Origin of the sequence: Streptomyces sp. NBC_01622 (genome assembly GCF_045209635.1) — a bacterium.
Lineage (GTDB): Bacteria > Actinomycetota > Actinomycetes > Streptomycetales > Streptomycetaceae > Streptomyces.
The window spans coordinates 3,393,253-3,409,815 of sequence record NZ_CP109293.1 but is presented as its reverse complement, the minus strand read 5'-3'; the positions used below and the strand labels follow the sequence as shown (position 1 = coordinate 3,409,815).

The window sequence follows — 16,563 nt, the reverse complement described above, 5'->3', positions numbered from 1 at the left end:
GGTCCCGTACGTGTTGACCCAGACCACCTCTCGGGTGCTCGAACCGAGCGACCTGGAAGCCGCGCTCGCCGTACTCGACCGCGAGCCGGTCACGAACGCCTTCGTAGCCTCGCGGGTGCAGGTCGCCGGCCTCGACCCGTGGCGGCTCGGCGGCGAGATGTGGGGCTGGTACGAGGACGGCATGCTGACGTCCCTCTGCTACGCGGGCGCCAACCTGGTCCCGATCTGCGCGACCCCTCGGGCGGTCCGGGCGTTCGCCGACCGGGCCCGCAGGGCCGGCCGCCGCTGCTCCTCGATCGTCGGCCCCGCCGAGGCGACGGCCCAACTCTGGCGCCTCCTCGAACCGAGCTGGGGCCGGGCCCGAGAGGTCCGCGCCCACCAGCCCCTGATGGTCGCCGACCGCCTGCCCACCGGCATCGCTCCCGACCCCTACGTCCGTCGCATCCGCAAGGACGAGATGGAGACGATCATGCCGGCGTGCGTGGCGATGTTCACCGAGGAGGTGGGCGTCTCCCCCCTGGCAGGCGACGGCGGCCTCCTCTACCAGGCCCGAGTGGCCGAACTCGTGGGCTCCGGCCGCTCGTTCGCCCGCCTCGACGAGTACGGCAAGGTCGTCTTCAAGGCGGAGATCGGCGCGGCGACCCCCCGGGCCTGCCAGATCCAGGGCGTGTGGGTGGCCCCCGAGTACCGGGGGATGGGCGTGGCGGCCCCCGCGATGGCAGCGGTACTGCGCTACGCGCTCGCGGACGTGGCTCCCGTGGCCAGCCTCTACGTCAACGACTTCAACACCCCGGCGAGAAGGGCGTACTTGAGGGTGGGCTTCCAGGAGATCGGCGCCTTCATGAGCGTTCTCTTCTGAGACACGCTGAGGGGCGACACCCAAGGGGCGCGGGGCTGTATTCGATATGCGGCTCCGCCGTGTGGGTGCGCCCAGCCACGACGGGCCCGCACCCGAAGAACAACCGAACCCCCCTGTACTCTCCCCACATGCGATTTCCCGGTCACGGCCACCGCCACCCCGAAGACGTCGTGATCGCCCCCCTGAACCTCTCGGCCCACGTCGACGAAGCCCTCGCCGTACAAGCCATCGCATTCGGCCTGGGCGCGGACGAGGTAGCCGTACGCAGGCAAATCGTTCTGCGTCACATGACTTACCCCGGGGCCAACGCCCTCGGCGCCACCACCCAGGGCCGACTGGTCGGTTTTGTCTACGGCATGCCCAACAACCGCACCCACTGGTGGTCCACGGTCGTAGAGCCGTACCTCCGCGCCGGCGGCCACGACACCTGGCTCGACGACTCCTTCGTGATCACCGAGCTGCACGTCCACCCGCACTTCCAGAACCGCGGTGTCGGCCGTTCCCTGATCACCACGATCACGGACGCCGCCCACGAACCCCGCTCGATCCTCTCCGCGATCGACACCGACAGCCCGGCCCGCGGCCTCTATCGCTCCCTCGGCTACGAGGACCTCGCCCGCCAGGTCCTGTTCCCCAGCGCCCCGAAGCCGTACGCGGTGATGGGCGCCCCGCTGCCCCTCCGCCGTCGCTAACCGATTTCCACCGGCACAGCGAGCCCGGCTAACCTCCTAGCCATCACCCTTTCCCGGCAGGAGTACAGGAACCATGGCGAACGCACCGGTCCAGCGCATGTCCCAGTTGATGGCGAAGACGCTGCGCGACGACCCGGCGGACGCCGAGGTCCTCAGTCACAAGCTGCTCGTGCGCGCCGGTTACGTCCGCCGTACCGCCGCCGGCATCTGGAGCTGGCTGCCCCTCGGCAAGAAGGTCCTCTCGAACGTGGAGCGGATCGTGCGCGAGGAGATGGACGCGATCGGCGCCCAGGAGGTGCTGCTTCCCGCGATCCTGCCCCGGGAGCCGTACGAGGCGACGGGCCGCTGGGACGAGTACGGCCCCGAGCTGTTCCGTCTCAAGGACCGCAGGGGCGGCGACTACCTCCTCGGCCCCACCCACGAGGAGATCTTCACGCTGATCGTGAAGGACCAGGCGTCCTCCTACAAGGACCTGCCGGTCATCCTCTACCAGATCCAGCACAAGTACCGCGACGAGGCCCGCCCCCGGGCCGGCATCCTGCGCGGCCGTGAGTTCCTGATGAAGGACTCGTACTCCTTCGACACCGAGGACGAGGGCCTGGCCCACTCCTACGCCCTGCACCGCCAGGCGTACCAGAAGGTGTTCGCGCGCCTGGGCCTCGACTACCGCATCTGCGCCGCCACCGCCGGCGCGATGGGCGGTTCCAAGTCGGAGGAGTTCCTCGCCCCCGCCGAGGCCGGCGAGGACACCTTCGCGGACTGCCCGAACTGCGACTTCGCCGCCAACACCGAAGCGATCGCATACGAGTTGAAGCCCATGGACGCCACCGGCGTGCCCGTGCTCGAAGAGATCCCCACCCCCGACACCCCCACCATCGAGACCCTCGCCGCCCACCTCGGCGTAGCGGCCTCCGCCACGCTGAAGAACCTCCTCGTGAAGGTCGACGGCGAGATCGTGGCCGTAGGAGTGCCCGGTGACCGTGAGGTCGACATGGGCAAGGTCGAGGCCCATTTCGCCCCCGCCGCAGTGGAGTTGGTGACTGCGGAGGACTTCACCGGCCGTCCCGACCTGGTGCGCGGCTACGTCGGTCCGCAGGGCCTGGGCGACAAGGTCACGTACATCGCCGACCCGCGCGTGGCCCCCGGCACCTCCTGGATCACGGGCGCCAACAAGGAGGGCACGCACGCGAAGAACGTCGTCGCCGGCCGTGACTTCGAGGTCGGCGAGTACGTCGACGTCGTGGTCGTGCAGGAGGGCGACCCCTGCCCCAAGTGCGGCACCGGCCTCAAGCTCGACCGTGCCATCGAGATCGGCCACATCTTCCAGCTCGGCCGCAAGTACGCCGACGCCCTCAAGCTCGACGTCCTCGGCCGGCACGGCAAGCCGGTCCGCGTGACGATGGGCTCCTACGGCATCGGTGTCTCCCGCGCGGTGGCCGCCCTCGCCGAGCAGACCGCCGACGACAAGGGCCTGTGCTGGCCCGCCGAGGTCGCCCCGGCCGACGTGCACGTGGTCGCCGCCGGCAAGGCCCTGCAGACCGAACTCGCCCTGGACGTCTCTCAGAAGCTGCGAGCGGCCGGCCTGCGCGTCCTGGTCGACGACCGCGCCGGGGTCTCCCCGGGCGTGAAGTTCACCGACTCGGAGCTGATCGGCGTACCGAAGATCCTGGTCGCGGGCCGCCGCTCCGCCGAAGGTGTCCTGGAGCTCAAGGACCGCAGGACCGGCGAGCGCGAGGAACTGACCGTCGACGAGGCGATCGCGCGCCTCACCGCGTAAGCACTGCCCGGCAGGCTTGTTGAAGCCTCAAGCAATTTAAGATTCCTCTCAGAGAGTTCTCGGGAGGCGTATGGGCGCCTCACAGACTTCTCTCAGGCTGATCCCCGACCGTAGTGCGTGACAGAGAGTCACTGCGGAGGGGAACGGTCATGACAGTCAAGGAGCGTGGGGCCGCTGCGGCGGTCCGCAGAGGCAAGCGGCGCATCGCGGCGGCCACGGCAGCGGTCACGCTGGCGGCGACCGCCGGGGTGTTCGCCCTGGTCGGCACGTTGCAGTCGGAAGCGGACACGACGGCGAGCAACACCGGGACGAGCACTTCGTCGTCGCCCTCTCCGTCGACCTCTTCTTCCACCTCGTCCACGTCGGACAGCTCGACCTCTTCATCGTCTTCGTCCTCCTCATCTTCTTCGTCCTCGTCGGACCTCCAGTCGTCCTCGTCGGGCGTGACGTCGTCCTCCGGCGGCTCCACCGACTCCACGTCGGGAGCGTCGTGATGACCACAACCACCCTGCGCAGGACGGCCGCCGCCGACTGGCGCGCCCTGGGGACCAGCGTCCGGCTGGTCGTCACCGACCCGGCCCTGCTGGACTCCTGCAACCTGCTCCTCGCCCGGCACCTCGCCGAGGTCGACGCGGCCTGCAGCCGGTTCCGCACCGACTCCGAACTGGCCGCCCTGGACGCCTCGTTCGGCCGCCCGGTCACCGTGAGCCCACTGCTCGCCGAAGCTCTCGCGGTCGCCCTGCGCGCGGCCGAGGCGACGGACGGCGCGGTCGATCCGACCGTCGGCTCGGCGATGAACGCCATCGGCTACGACCGCGACTTCACCCTCGTCCGCGAGGACGACCGCCCGGTCCGGCTCACCGTGAAGCGTGCTCCGGGCTGGCGCCTGATCGACCTCGACCGTACGACGGGCACGGTCACCGTCCCGGCCGGTGTCCGCCTCGACCTCGGCGCCACGGCGAAGGCCTGGGCCGCCGACAAGGCCGCGGCGATGCTGGCCGAAGTGGCGGGCTGCGGAGTCCTGGTGAGCCTGGGCGGCGACACGGCCGTAGCGGGGGAGCCCCCGGCCGGCGGCTGGAACATCCGCGTCCAGGACGTCACCGGCTCCGTCGACGAGACGCCCACGGAAGGCACGTACGCCACGATCGGCCTGCGCTCCGGCGGCCTCGCCACCTCGGGCACCGCCGCCCGCAACTGGCGCCGCGGCGGCCATGAACTGCACCACATCGTCGACCCGCGTACCGGCCTCCCCGTCCGCAGCCCCTGGCGCACGGTCTCCGTCGCCGCGGCGACGAGCGCCGACGCCAACGCGGCGAGCACGGCGGCCATGGTGAAGGGCGCGGGCGCGGAACGCCGGCTGACGCGCCTCGGTCTGCCGGCCCGCCTGGTCGCACAGGACGGCACGGTCGTCACGACCCCGGGCTGGCCCATATCCCTGGTGGCCGCCGCGTGACCTCCGAAACCCTCTGGTACGCCAACCGCGCCACCGGAGCCGTCTGCCTCGTCCTGTTCACGGTCGTCGTCCTGCTCGGCATCGCGGTCCGCCTGAGCACCCGGCTCCCCGGCCTGCCCCGCTTCGGCACAGTCGCCCTGCACCGCACCCTCTCCCTCTCCGCGACCGCCTTCCTGGCCCTGCACATAGCGGTGGCGGTGATCGACGGCTATGTGAACATCACCGCCCTCGACGCAGTGATCCCCTTCGTCTCCGGCTACCAGCCGCTCTGGCTCGGCCTCGGCACGGTCGCCCTCGACCTGCTGCTCGCGGTCCTCGTCACCAGCCTCCTCAGGGAACGCCTCGGCCACCGCACCTGGCGGGCGGTCCACTGGCTGGCGTACGCCTCCTGGCCCATCGCCCTGATCCACGGCATCGGCATCGGCACGGACACCGGCACCGACTGGATGACCTGGCTGACCGTGTCCTGCGTGGCCGCGGTGACCGCCGCCTTCGGCATCCGCCTGGCCCACTCCGCCCGCGCCGCCCGCCGCACCCCCGCAGCCCTGCTCCGCACAGCCGAAGGAGCCCGACCGTGACCACGACCTTCACCGACGTCTACATGTCCCCCCGCCTCCTCGCCCCCGGCGGCACCGCGGCCGACCTCGCCACCCACGAACAGCGCTACGGCCCACTGTCGTACGGCGATCCGGACGCCCTCCTGAGAACAGTCGCCGAATCCGGCCTCACCGGACGCGGAGGCGCCGCGTTCCCGACGTACCGCAAGCTGGTCGCGGTCGCCGACGCGAGCCGCCGCACGGGCCGCGCCCCCGTGGTCGTGGCGAACGGCGCGGAAGGCGAACCGGCCAGCCGCAAAGACAAGACGCTCCTGCGCCTCTCACCCCATCTGGTCCTGGACGGGCTGCAGTTGGCGGCCAGGGCGGTCGGTGCGGGGGAGGCCCACCTGGCGGTGGAGGACGGCGCGTCCTACCTGGAATCGGCCCTGGCCCAGCGGAACGACCCTCTGAGCGTGAAGGTGGTCCGCCTCCCCAAACGCTTCCTCTCCGGCCAGGCCTCGGCGCTCGCCCAGTACGTCTCCGGGAACGCCCCGCTTCCCCGCAATCAACACCCACCGGTCCGCGAACGCGGGGTGCGCAAGGCGCCCACACTCGTCCAGAACGTGGAGACCCTGGCCCACCTCGCCCTGGTCGCCCGCTACGGCGCCGACTGGTTCCGCAGCGCGGGCACCCCCACCCAGCCCGGCAGCACGCTCTGCACCCTGCATGTGCCGGGCCGCGAAGTCCGGGTGGTGGAAGCCCCGTTCGGACTCCCCCTCGACCGCTTGCTCCCCCTCCAAGGCATGTCGGCGGTACTCGTCGGCGGCTACCACGGCACGTGGATGCCAGCCACCGAAGCGGCCCAACGCACTCTGGACGCAGGGGACTTGGGGGCGGGCGTCCTGGCCGCACTCCCCGCCAGCCGCTGCGGAGTGGCCGAAACCGCCCGAGTCCTGCGCTACTTGGCCCTCCAGTCGGCCGGCCAGTGCGGCCCCTGCCTCAACGGCCTCCCGCGCATGGCCTCCGCGTTCCGCACCCTGGCCACCCCCGGCCCCCAGCCCAACACCCGCCAGGACGTGGCCCGTTGGTCCGGCCTGATCGAGGGCCGAGGCGCCTGCCACCACCCCGACGGCACGGTCCGCCTGGTCCGCAGCGCGTTGACCACGTTCACGACTGAACTGGACGCCCACGCAAGGGGTTTGTGCACGGCGACCGACCCCACCCCCCTGCTCCCGATCCCGAACGAGGCCCGCTGACATGGACCACCAACAACTCGACATCGACTGGACGTCCTGCCAGGGCCACGGCCTGTGCGCGGAGCTGCTGCCGGACCACATCACCTTGGACGAGTGGGGCTATCCGCTGGTGGACGGTTCTCCCATCTCACCGCGAGTTTTGAAACGAGCCCGCAGAGCAGCGTCAGACTGCCCGGCCTTGGCCTTGAAGCTAAGGCCGGCTGCTTACGACTCCTGACAAAAGGCGGCTTGTGGATCTCCGGGAATGGCGGTGTGTCAGTTTTCGTCGATGCGGCCGAAGGGGGTGCGAGCCAGTCGAGACGAGGAAGACCGCTGCCAGGCCCTGGGAGATCGCAGACGAGTTGTGGGCGCGCATCGAGCCGCTGTACACCGGGATCCGCTGGGAGTTTCTGCCCCAGGAGCTGGGCTTCGGCTCGGGGATGACCTGCTGGCGACGGCTGCGGGACTGGAATGAGGCCGGGGTCCGGCAGCGCCTGCACGAGCTGCTGCTCTGCGAGCTGCGGGCCGCAGACCTGCTGGACTTCTCCCGGGCTGCGGTCGACTCCAGCCCGCTCGCGACGATCACCACCGGCGGCGATCGCAACGACGTCACCCGACTGATCCCGCTGATCCAGGCCGTCGCGCCGATCCGCGGCAAGCGCGGCCGGCCACTGCGCCGCCCCAAGCCACCTGTACGCCGACCGTGGTTATGACCACGAGGTCTACCGGGACAAGGTCCGCCGGTGAGGAGACGGCCTGCTCGCTGCGTCAGAACGCACTCGTAGCAGTTGAGCCCGCACAGCCTCACAGCCGGGATTTCAGCACGTCGACCTCACATCGTCCGCAGGGCCCGTTCGAACGCCGCGTCGCGGCCCAGTTCGTACTCGAAGCGAGCCGGCTCGGTGTTTCGAGTCAGCGGTGGTCGACGTAGGCGACGAGCCCGCCGATGGTCAGGCCCAGCGCGCATCCGCGGCGGAAGGACTCGTAGCGCATGCCCGGGGTGTGCTGGGCGTCGGTCATCCCGTACAGTCCGCGGATTCCCAGTTCCACGCCGCACAGGCACACGACGTAGCCGTGACGCAGGGCGGCGGCCGCCCACTCGGGGTCGTGCGGGACCCAGGTCCGGGAGTAGATCTCACCGTCGGGCGTCCGCAGTTCCAGCCGGGAGTAGGTGTATCCGTAGTGCGGGTCCAGTTTTGGCTGTTCATCGGGTATCTCGTGCAGCTCCCATCCGGGGATCAAGGGCAGGTCGGAGAAGACCTCGGGCGGTAGGCGCTTCATGCCGAACAGGATGGCGCCTTCGAGCTGCGGTTCCTCGGGTATCTCGTCGAGCGAGGCTCCCTTCGGCACGACGTACCCGAAGTAGCCCACGCCCAGGGCTTGCCTGAACTCGAAGAGGGCAGTGGGCAGGCGGGGTGTCTGTGCGGGATCGATGGTGACTGTGCCTTCCGCGGTCTCCAGGCCCCCCAGCACGCACTCGAGCTGCAGCGCGGGGTCGTCGCAGAACAGGATCCGCCCGAGGTCGTCGACCTGTTCGAACTGATGCCGGCTCATCTCCTTCAGCCCTCCGGTTGGTTGCCGTTCCGCGTCCGCGAAGCAGACGACTCGATGTTGAACCATCCTATTGAAGGATCGTTGAACAATCCATACATTGGAGCGTGTGCACCACCAGGCCGGCGGTTTCGTCGAGAGCAGGGGTGAGGGTGAGCGCGGAGGAAGCAGGCACAGGGCGGACAGGCGTGGCTTGGCGAGTGCTGGTGGGCGCCGCGAGTACCGGCGCAGCGTTGGCGCTGTGGGCGATCGTGCGTCTGATCGTGCGCACGGCCTTCGTCACGCACGCCCAGTGGATCGACGCGCTGTGCGCGCTGGCGATCGTCCTCGGCTGTGTGTTCCTTTGCACGTGCTGGTACCTGGACCTCCGGTGGCTGCTGTGTGCGGTGTGCCTTTTCGGGGTGCTGATCCTGCAGAACCTGGAGCTGGATCAGCAGGCGCTGCACCAGCACGGGCGTACCGAACACGTCAGGGTCCGACAGATCCGATGGTCCGCCGGTGACGGCATGGATCCGGGCGTCCACCGCTACACGGTCACCGTCCTCGACGGCCCACCGCTGGCTCCGTTCGAGGAGAACGGGCTCATGGGCTGGAAGTGGGCGGTAGGCGGCACTTACACGGTGACCGTCGATCCGCAGGGCAGTGCCCCGCTCGGGCGGGGAGACAAGCCCGGGCCTCCGGTGATCCAGCAGTTCCTGCAGATCCCCCTCGGCCTCGGCCTGGCCTTCGCCCTGTGGCAGCCGGCAGGCATGCTTCTGCGCCGACAACGCGTCCCGTCAGCCGGACCCGCCCAGCCATAGGGGGCTGTGATCGAGCGGTTGAACTGGTACCGCTCGCTGCCGTGACGACCGGCCTCAAACACGCCGACTTGTCGAGCTTTCTGTCACCCACGGCGGTTCCAGTCCTCGTGACAAAGCGCCAACTGTCGTGTCACAGCTCACTGCGCACGTTGTGGGCGCCGCGTGCGATTGCGCGGCTGCGCGACCAGCCACAACGGATCCGCAGCCAAAGAACCGCCCTAAAGCCACCCAGCGAATTCCAGCAACAACTCGGCATCCCGAGGCCGCCCCACGCGCAGTGCCCGAACTCCCGACTCAACGGCCCGGAACAACGTCCACCCCCGCAACCGCTCCTGATCCACCTCAAGGGACTCGGCAAGTCGCTTGACCCGCCGCCGAGTTGTAGACGCCCCGGACGGCGTCGCGATCAAGTCCTCCACCCGATCCCGCACCAACCGAGCCAGATCAAACGCACACTCACCCACCACCGGATCCGGCCCCACGGCCAACCACGGCACCCGATCCCCGGCCAGCACCTTGCTCTGCCGAAACGTCCCGTGCAGCAACCGCACCTCAGGCGGCGCGGCCAACAACTCGTCCCGAGCATCCAGCGCCACCGAGACCAGCGAAGCAACCTCCGCCCCGCCGCCCCTCATCGCCGCTGCCTGCCGCCCGGTCCGCTCGGCCACGGTCTCGAACGCGTGATCGCCCGGCGGCTCCACCCACAGCCGCCGCAACGCCCCCGCGGCCTCCAGCAACGCCTTCGCCTCCGGCAACGACCGCACCGACACATCCGGATGCAGCCGCTCCAGCACCAGCACCCCTTCACCGGCAGCCGCCTCGACCAGCTGTACGGCCCCCCGGCCACCCCAGTGCGCGAGCGCGGCCCGCTCGCTCTCCGGCCGGGCCCGGCGCGGGGCCAGCTTCAGCACAGCAGGGGTTCCGTCGGCCCGCCGTACCAGCACGACCAGGCTGCTGCGCCCACCGGGCACCTGCACCCGTTCCGCGGTCAACTCGCGTAGATCAACGGCCTGTTGGGCCAGCTCGGGCAGCTTCTCCAACCAGTCGTCACCGCTCGGTGCCGTCTCACCGAGCGCCCTCACCAGACGCTGCGGCGGTTCGAAAGCCATGCGCGAGTAGTTCCCTTCGTATGGTCCTGCGGCCCGGTGCGGTGTTACGCCGTGGGTGTCGCCGAGGCCGTGGGGGTCGCGGCCCGCTCGGCGAGACCAGGGAAGGGTACGCTCCCGCCGCGCCAGCGCACTGCCCGGACCGCCGCTTCCCGCAGCGCCTCCGCGGCCGTACCGCGTACCCCGCCGGCCGACGCCCGTACCAGGTCGGAGTAGACCCCGGCGACCCGTTCCTCCAGCTCCGCGGCGAGCCGTACGGCGGCGGCCGAGTCCGGTACCGGGAACGGCAGCGCGTACGCGGCCGACGCGGCGACCGGCCTTCCGCCCAGGTCCCGCACCTCCCGCACCAGCGCGTCCCGCCGGGCCCGGTGTCCGTCGTAGGCCGCCTTGGCCTCGGTGCGCCGGCCCTCGCGGATACGGCCGCCGACCACGCCGTAGCCGTATACCGCCGCGTGCTCGGCCGCCAGGGCCGCCTGCAGCGCGGTCAGTTCCGCGGCCTTCTCCTCGCTCACTTGGCATCCTCCGTCAGCAGATACGCGTGCCCGGCCCCGGCCGCCGCCACCGAGGCCAGCAGCCGGGCCAGTTCGCCCGGCACGTCGAGCAGGGCCTTGGCCCGTTTGTCGGCGAGGGCCCGCTCGGCACCGGCCAGCCCGGCGAGGGCGTCGCTCGCGGTCGCGGGTACGGCCGAAGCCGAAGCCGACGGCGCGGCAGTGGCCGTAGGAGATGGTGTGGAACCGGTGCCCCCGAAGGCGGTCGCGTGCCGGACGACCTCCGCGCGGAGCGGGTTCAGGCGCTCCGCGAGCGTCGGGTGGGCGGCGAGTACCGCGTCGTACTGCTGGAGCAGGGTCTCGCTGTCGGTGGCCGCACGCGCGCGTGCGCGTTCGGCGGCCGAGGGGCTGCCCGCGGTGTTCTCGATGTCATCGGCGTCGGTCGAGCAGCCCACCAGGAGCGCGGCTCCGGCGGCCAAGGTGAGCAGGCTCCTTCTGCGCGGTCCCGTGAGGGTGCGCGGAGGTGGGGGGAACGGCACGGCGGATCGTCCTCGGGGGGCTCGTACGAACGAAAACACGGGAAGGGCTGCGCGCCCGTGATCACGGTACCCGCGCACCCGCCCGGTGGCAGTCACCGGCACCGGGCGGCCAGCAGGTGGGCGGCAACACGCTCCGGGACCGGATACCCTTTGAGCAGACACGCGCCCTACCCACAACAGCACACGCGGCCGAGGAGTCACCCGGATGAGCACGACCCAGAGCGAGAGGCTGCGAGTACTGCTGGAACCGCTCGTCAGCTCCCAGGGACTCGATCTCGAAGAGGTCGAAGTGGACTCGGTCGGACGCAAGCGGGTGCTGCGCGTGGTCGTCGATTCCGACACGGGTGCCGATCTGGACCAGATCGCGGATGTGAGCCGCGCGCTCTCCGCGAAGCTCGACGAGACCGACGCGATGGGCGCGGGCGAGTACACCCTCGAGGTCGGGACTCCTGGTGCCGAGCGTGAGCTCACCGAGCACCGTCACTACGTGCGTGCCACCGACCGGCTGGTCAAATTCCAGCTGGCCGAGAGCGGTGAGCTGGTCGCCCGGATCCTCGACGTGGACGACGACGGACTTGATGTGGAAGTGCCGGGCGTGAAGGGGCGCAAGCCCACCGCCAAGCGGCTCGCCTTCGCGGAGGTCGTCAAGGCCCGCGTCCAGGTCGAGTTCAACCGTAAGAACAAGAACGAAGACAACGAAGAGAACGCAGAGGAGGCGTAGCCGTGGACATCGACATGAGTGCCCTGCGGGGCCTGGTACGGGAGAAGGAGATCTCCTTCGACCTGCTGGTCGGAGCGATCGAGTCGGCCCTCCTCATCGCCTACCACCGCACCGAGGGAAGCCGCCGCCACGCGCGCGTGGTGCTCGACCGTGAGAACGGCCATGTGACGGTGTGGGCGAAAGAGGACCCCGAGGACCTGGAGGAGGGGGAGGAGCCGCGCGAGTTCGACGACACCCCGTCCGACTTCGGGCGGATCGCCGCCACCACCGCCAAGCAGGTCATCCTGCAGCGGCTGCGGGACGCCGAGGACGAGGTGACGTTCGGCGAGTTCGCCGGCCGTGAGGGCGACATCGTCGCCGGTGTGGTCCAGCAGGGCCGCGACCCGAAGAACGTGCTCGTCGACATCGGCAAGCTGGAGGCCATCCTGCCGGTGCAGGAGCAGGTGCCGGGCGAGGAGTACCCGCACGGGCTGCGCCTGCGGTCATACGTCGTCCGGGTGGCGAAGGGCATGCGCGGTCCGTCCGTGACCCTGTCCCGTACGCACCCCAACCTGGTGAAGCAGCTGTTCGCCATGGAGGTGCCGGAGATCGCCGACGGGTCGGTGGAGATCGCCGCCATCGCGCGTGAGGCCGGCCACCGTACGAAGATCGCCGTCCGCTCCACCCGCAGCGGTCTGAACGCCAAGGGCGCCTGCATCGGCCCCATGGGCGGCCGGGTGCGCGCGGTGATGAGCGAGTTGAACGGTGAGAAGATCGACATCGTCGACTGGTCGGACGACCCGGCCGAGATGGTGGCGCACGCGCTCTCCCCGGCCCGGGTCTCCAAGGTCGAGGTGGTGGACCTCGCGGCCCGCTCCGCGCGCGTGACGGTGCCCGACTACCAGCTGTCGCTGGCGATCGGCAAGGAAGGGCAGAATGCCCGGCTTGCGGCCCGTCTCACCGGCTGGCGGATCGACATCCGTCCGGACACCGAACAGCCGTCCGACCAGCCAGGGGAATAGTTCTCGGCCGCCAGTGGCTTAGATCACGACAACGGCCGTTCGATTCTTGCCTCGAAGGGGTGAGGTCGGTGCGGGGAGGTAGACTTAGCAGTGTCTGGCCGGACGCGAGCCCGCGCATGCCCTGAACGCACCTGTGTGGGGTGCCGGGAGCGAGCGGCCAAGAAGGACTTGCTGCGCATCGTGGCGGTCGAGGGCGAATGCGTCCCCGATCATCGCGGTACGCTGCCCGGCCGGGGCGCATATCTGCACCCCGCCCTGGTCTGTCTCGACCTGGCGGTACGCCGCCGGGCGTTCCCACGGGCGCTGCGTGCCCAGGGGACGCTCGACACAAAGGCGTTGCGTCTCTACGTCGAGCAGGCAACACCGTAAGAGCGAGTCGTACGGAACCTCCGTGCGGCCCGGTATTCCGCGAGTTGGAAGTAGGTCGAGATTGCGATGAGCACTCGATGAGCACGCGATGAGTACGCCCATGAAGTAGCGACGGTCCGGACGCACCCGGACCTAAAAGGAGCGAAGTGGCTAAGGTCCGGGTATACGAACTCGCCAAGGAGTTCGGGGTGGAGAGCAAGGTCGTCATGGCCAAGCTCCAAGAACTCGGTGAATTTGTCCGTTCGGCGTCCTCGACGATCGAGGCGCCCGTTGTACGCAAGCTGACAGACGCCCTCCAGCAGGGCAGCGGAGGCGGCAAGCCCGCCCCCGCGCGCAAGGCTGCCCCGGCCCGTCCGGGAGCCCCCTCTCCGGCGCAGGGTGCCCGTCCGGGTCCTGCCGCCCCGCGTCCGCCGGCCCCGAAGCCGGTCGTCGCCGAGAGCGCCGCCGCGGCTCCCGCAGCCCCGGCCGCGCCCGCCGCCCCGGCCTCCACCGGTGGCCCCCGTCCGGGCCCGAGGCCCGCGCCGCGGCCCGCCCCGGTCTCGCCGGCGCCGACAGCGCCCGAGTTCACCGCGCCTCCGGCGGCTCCCGCGGCTCCGGCCGCCCCTGCCTCCACCGGCGGCTCCGCACCTCGTCCGGGCGCCCCGCGTCCGGCGAGCCAGGCGCCCCGTCCGGGCGCTGCCCGTCCGGCCGGTCCCGGCCAGGGCGGACAGGGTCGTGGCGATCGCCCCGAGCGTGGCGGCGACCGTCCCGGCGCTCCGCGTCCGGGTGGCCAGGGCGCACGCCCCGGTGCTCGTCCGGCCGGTCCCCGTCCGGGCAACAACCCGTTCACCTCCGGCGGCTCCACCGGCATGGCGCGCCCCTCGGCGCCCCGTCCCGGCGGTGCCCCGCGTCCCGGCGGCCAGGACCGCCCGGGTGGTGCTCCCGGTGGCGCTCCGCGTCCGCAGGGTGCCGGTCAGGGCGGTCCCCGTCCGCAGGGTGCTTCGGGCGGTGCCCGTCCGGGTGCTCCCGGCGGCGCGCGTCCGACCCCGGGCGGCATGCCCCGCCCGCAGGGCGGCGCTCCGCGTCCGGGCGGTGGCCCCGGTGGCAACCGTCCGAACCCCGGCATGATGCCGCAGCGTCCCGCTGCGGGTAGCAGCCCCCGTCCCGGTGGCGGCCCCGGTGGCCGTGGTCCCGGTGCCGGCGGCGGTCGTCCGGGCGGTCCCGGCGGCGGCGGCGGTCGTCCTGGTGGCGGCGGCGGCTTCGCCGGTCGTCCCGGTGGCGGCGGTGGCGGTTTCGCCGGTCGTCCCGCGGGTCCCGGTGGCGGTGGCGGCGGTTTCGCCGGCCGTCCGGGTGCTCCCGCCGGTGGCGGCGGTGGCCGTCCCGGCTTCGGCGGTCGTCCCGGTGGTCCGGGTGGCCGTGGTGGCACACAGGGCGCCTTCGGTCGTCCCGGTGGTCCCGCGCGCCGTGGTCGCAAGTCGAAGCGGCAGAGGCGCCAGGAGTACGAGGCCATGCAGGCCCCGTCGGTCGGCGGTGTGATGCTGCCTCGTGGCAACGGACAGTCCGTCCGTCTGTCGCGCGGTGCCTCGCTCACCGACTTCGCCGAGAAGATCAACGCCAACCCGGCGTCGCTCGTCGGCGTGATGATGAACCTCGGCGAGATGGTCACTGCCACGCAGTCCGTCTCCGACGAGACGCTGAAGCTCCTCGCGGACGAGATGAACTTCGTCCTCGAGATCGTCAGCCCCGAGGAGGAGGACCGCGAGCTGCTCGAGTCCTTCGACATCGAGTTCGGCGAGGACGAGGGTGGCGAGGAGTTCCTCGTCGCGCGTCCGCCGGTCGTGACCGTCATGGGTCACGTCGACCACGGCAAGACCCGCCTCCTCGACACCATCCGCAAGACGAACGTCGTCGCGGGCGAGGCCGGCGGCATCACGCAGCACATCGGCGCGTACCAGGTCGCCACCGAGGTCAACGGCGAAGAGCGCAGGATCACCTTCATCGACACCCCGGGTCACGAGGCGTTCACCGCCATGCGTGCCCGTGGTGCCAAGTCGACCGACATCGCGATCCTCGTGGTGGCGGCCAACGACGGTGTGATGCCCCAGACGATCGAGGCCTTGAACCACGCCAAGGCGGCCGACGTGCCGATCGTGGTCGCGGTCAACAAGATCGACGTCGAGGGCGCCGACCCGACCAAGGTGCGCGGTCAGCTCACCGAGTTCGGTCTGGTGGCCGAGGAGTACGGCGGCGACACCATGTTCGTCGACATCTCCGCCAAGCAGGGTCTGAACATCGACCAGCTGCTGGAGGCCGTGGTCCTGACCGCGGACGCCTCGCTCGACCTGCGGGCCAACCCGGAGCAGGACGCGCAGGGCATCGCGATCGAGTCCCACCTCGACCGCGGTCGCGGCGCCGTCTCGACGGTCCTGGTCCAGCGCGGCACGCTGCGCATCGGCGACACGATGGTGGTCGGCGACGCGTACGGCCGGGTCCGGGCGATGCTCGACGACAACGGCAACAACCTTGAGGAAGCAGGTCCGTCGACCCCCGTCCTGGTCCTGGGTCTCACCAACGTCCCGGGCGCCGGCGACAACTTCCTCGTCGTCGACGAGGACCGCACGGCACGTCAGATCGCCGAGAAGCGCGCGGCGCGCGAGCGCAACGCCAACTTCGCCCGGCGCGGAGTCCGGTTCTCCCTGGAGAACCTGGACGAGGCCCTCAAGGCCGGTCTGGTGCAGGAACTCAACCTCATCATCAAGGGCGACGCGTCCGGTTCGGTGGAGGCTCTCGAGTCCTCACTGCTCCAGCTCGACGTCGGTGAAGAGGTCGACATCCGCGTCCTGCACCGCGGTGTGGGTGCGGTCACCGAGTCGGACATCGACCTGGCGACCGGCTCCGACGCGATCGTCATCGGCTTCAACGTCCGCGCTGCGGGCCGCGCGGCGCAGATGGCGGAGCGCGAGGGCGTCGACGTCCGGTACTACTCGGTGATCTACCAGGCCATCGAGGAGATCGAGGCGGCCCTGAAGGGCATGCTCAAGCCGGAGTACGAGGAGGTCGAGCTCGGCACGGCGGAGATCCGCGAGGTCTTCAAGTCGTCCAAGCTGGGCAACATCGCCGGTGTCCTGGTCCGCTCCGGAGAGGTCAAGCGCAACACCAAGGCGCGCCTCGTCCGCGACGGCAAGGTCATCGCGGAGAGCCTCACCATCTCCGGTCTGCGTCGCTTCAAGGACGATGTCACCGAGATCCGCGAAGGGTTCGAGGGCGGTATCAACCTCGGCAACTTCAACGACATCAAGGTCGACGACGTCATCGCGACGTACGAGATGCGCGAGAAGCCTCGCGGCTGATCGTCACAGCACGCGATCGGGGCCGGTCGGCGGGAGCACAATTCCGTCGATCGGCCCCGGCCGTTGCGTGTACGGTTCCTGTATCGGCGTCCAAGACCGGCGCCCAT

At 70.7% G+C, this 16,563-nt stretch carries 17 protein-coding genes and 1 pseudogene; 13 read left to right on the top strand and 5 right to left on the bottom strand.

Translation table 11 applies throughout. From position 1 onward, the window contains the following. Positions 1–10 precede the first annotated feature (10 nt). From OH768_RS15100 to OH768_RS15090, 3 genes are all read left to right on the top strand, one after another. Positions 11–859 (top strand): GNAT family N-acetyltransferase, encoded by an 849-nt coding sequence (locus OH768_RS15100; RefSeq protein WP_406453889.1) that lies wholly within the window; start codon positions 11–13, stop codon positions 857–859. A gap of 128 nt (positions 860–987) precedes the next feature. Next, complete coding sequence (locus OH768_RS15095) at positions 988–1,551, top strand: GNAT family N-acetyltransferase (RefSeq protein WP_406453887.1); 564 nt, start codon at positions 988–990, stop codon at positions 1,549–1,551. 73 nt (positions 1,552–1,624) lie between these two features. Then, positions 1,625–3,328: a proline--tRNA ligase gene (locus OH768_RS15090; RefSeq protein ID WP_406453885.1), complete on the top strand. Its 1,704-nt coding sequence runs from the start codon at positions 1,625–1,627 to the stop codon at positions 3,326–3,328. A gap of 79 nt (positions 3,329–3,407) precedes the next feature. On the opposite strand, the gene OH768_RS15085 is transcribed toward OH768_RS15090, so the two are convergent. Further along, positions 3,408–3,806: a hypothetical protein gene (locus OH768_RS15085; protein ID WP_406453883.1), complete on the bottom strand. Its 399-nt coding sequence runs from the start codon at positions 3,804–3,806 to the stop codon at positions 3,408–3,410. 15 nt (positions 3,807–3,821) lie between these two features. Here OH768_RS15085 and OH768_RS15080 point away from each other — a divergent pair, with 15 nt between their 5' ends. The 5 genes and pseudogenes from OH768_RS15080 to OH768_RS15060 all read left to right on the top strand — a co-directional run. After that, positions 3,822–4,781, top strand: a complete 960-nt coding sequence (locus tag OH768_RS15080; protein WP_406453881.1) for an FAD:protein FMN transferase — start codon at positions 3,822–3,824, stop codon at positions 4,779–4,781. Then, complete coding sequence (locus OH768_RS15075; protein ID WP_406453879.1) at positions 4,778–5,359, top strand: ferric reductase-like transmembrane domain-containing protein; 582 nt, start codon at positions 4,778–4,780, stop codon at positions 5,357–5,359. The genes OH768_RS15080 and OH768_RS15075 overlap by 4 nt, the downstream gene beginning before the upstream one ends. Next, positions 5,356–6,573: an NADH-ubiquinone oxidoreductase-F iron-sulfur binding region domain-containing protein gene (locus OH768_RS15070; RefSeq protein WP_406453877.1), complete on the top strand. Its 1,218-nt coding sequence runs from the start codon at positions 5,356–5,358 to the stop codon at positions 6,571–6,573. Before OH768_RS15075 ends, OH768_RS15070 begins: the two co-directional genes overlap by 4 nt. Before the next feature lies 1 nt (position 6,574). Then, on the top strand, positions 6,575–6,790 hold the full coding sequence (locus OH768_RS15065; RefSeq protein WP_406453875.1) for a ferredoxin: 216 nt from the start codon (positions 6,575–6,577) through the stop codon (positions 6,788–6,790). 112 nt (positions 6,791–6,902) lie between these two features. After that, positions 6,903–7,293, top strand: a pseudogene (locus OH768_RS15060) (transposase); the annotation flags it as partial. 171 nt (positions 7,294–7,464) lie between these two features. Here OH768_RS15060 and OH768_RS15055 read toward each other — a convergent pair. Further along, entirely contained in the window at positions 7,465–8,106 is a 642-nt protein-coding gene (locus tag OH768_RS15055; protein ID WP_406453873.1) for a hypothetical protein, read from the bottom strand. A gap of 185 nt (positions 8,107–8,291) precedes the next feature. On the opposite strand from OH768_RS15055, the gene OH768_RS15050 reads away from it, so the two are divergent. Further along, a complete protein-coding gene (locus OH768_RS15050; RefSeq protein ID WP_406453871.1) occupies positions 8,292–8,903 on the top strand; it encodes a hypothetical protein in 612 nt (203 codons plus the stop codon). Positions 8,904–9,121: 218 nt separating this feature from the next. Here the strand turns inward: OH768_RS15050 and OH768_RS15045 are convergent, their stop codons facing one another. From OH768_RS15045 to OH768_RS15035, 3 genes are read right to left on the bottom strand one after another with little or no spacing between them, the layout of a single operon-like run. Then, a complete protein-coding gene (locus tag OH768_RS15045) occupies positions 9,122–10,012 on the bottom strand; it encodes an aminoglycoside phosphotransferase family protein (protein ID WP_406453869.1) in 891 nt (296 codons plus the stop codon). 44 nt (positions 10,013–10,056) lie between these two features. Further along, on the bottom strand, positions 10,057–10,521 hold the full coding sequence (locus OH768_RS15040; RefSeq protein ID WP_406453867.1) for a ferritin-like domain-containing protein: 465 nt from the start codon (positions 10,519–10,521) through the stop codon (positions 10,057–10,059). Beyond that, positions 10,518–11,036, bottom strand: a complete 519-nt coding sequence (locus OH768_RS15035) for a hypothetical protein (RefSeq protein ID WP_406453865.1) — start codon at positions 11,034–11,036, stop codon at positions 10,518–10,520. Before OH768_RS15035 ends, OH768_RS15040 begins: the two co-directional genes overlap by 4 nt. Before the next feature lie 205 nt (positions 11,037–11,241). Here OH768_RS15035 and rimP point away from each other — a divergent pair, with 205 nt between their 5' ends. The 4 genes from rimP to infB all read left to right on the top strand — a co-directional run bounded on the left by rimP (position 11,242) and on the right by infB (position 16,456). Next, the gene (gene rimP / locus OH768_RS15030) at positions 11,242–11,757 is read left to right on the top strand and encodes a ribosome maturation factor RimP (protein ID WP_406453863.1); all 516 of its coding nucleotides are present in this window, start codon (positions 11,242–11,244) and stop codon (positions 11,755–11,757) included. A 2-nt stretch (positions 11,758–11,759) separates the two neighbouring features. Beyond that, positions 11,760–12,758, top strand: a complete 999-nt coding sequence (gene nusA, locus OH768_RS15025) for a transcription termination factor NusA (RefSeq protein ID WP_317888058.1) — start codon at positions 11,760–11,762, stop codon at positions 12,756–12,758. A 90-nt stretch (positions 12,759–12,848) separates the two neighbouring features. Continuing rightward, positions 12,849–13,127 (top strand): YlxR family protein, encoded by a 279-nt coding sequence (locus tag OH768_RS15020; protein WP_406453860.1) that lies wholly within the window; start codon positions 12,849–12,851, stop codon positions 13,125–13,127. 146 nt (positions 13,128–13,273) lie between these two features. Continuing rightward, entirely contained in the window at positions 13,274–16,456 is a 3,183-nt protein-coding gene (gene infB, locus OH768_RS15015) for a translation initiation factor IF-2 (protein ID WP_406453858.1), read from the top strand. Positions 16,457–16,563: the final 107 nt, after the last annotated feature.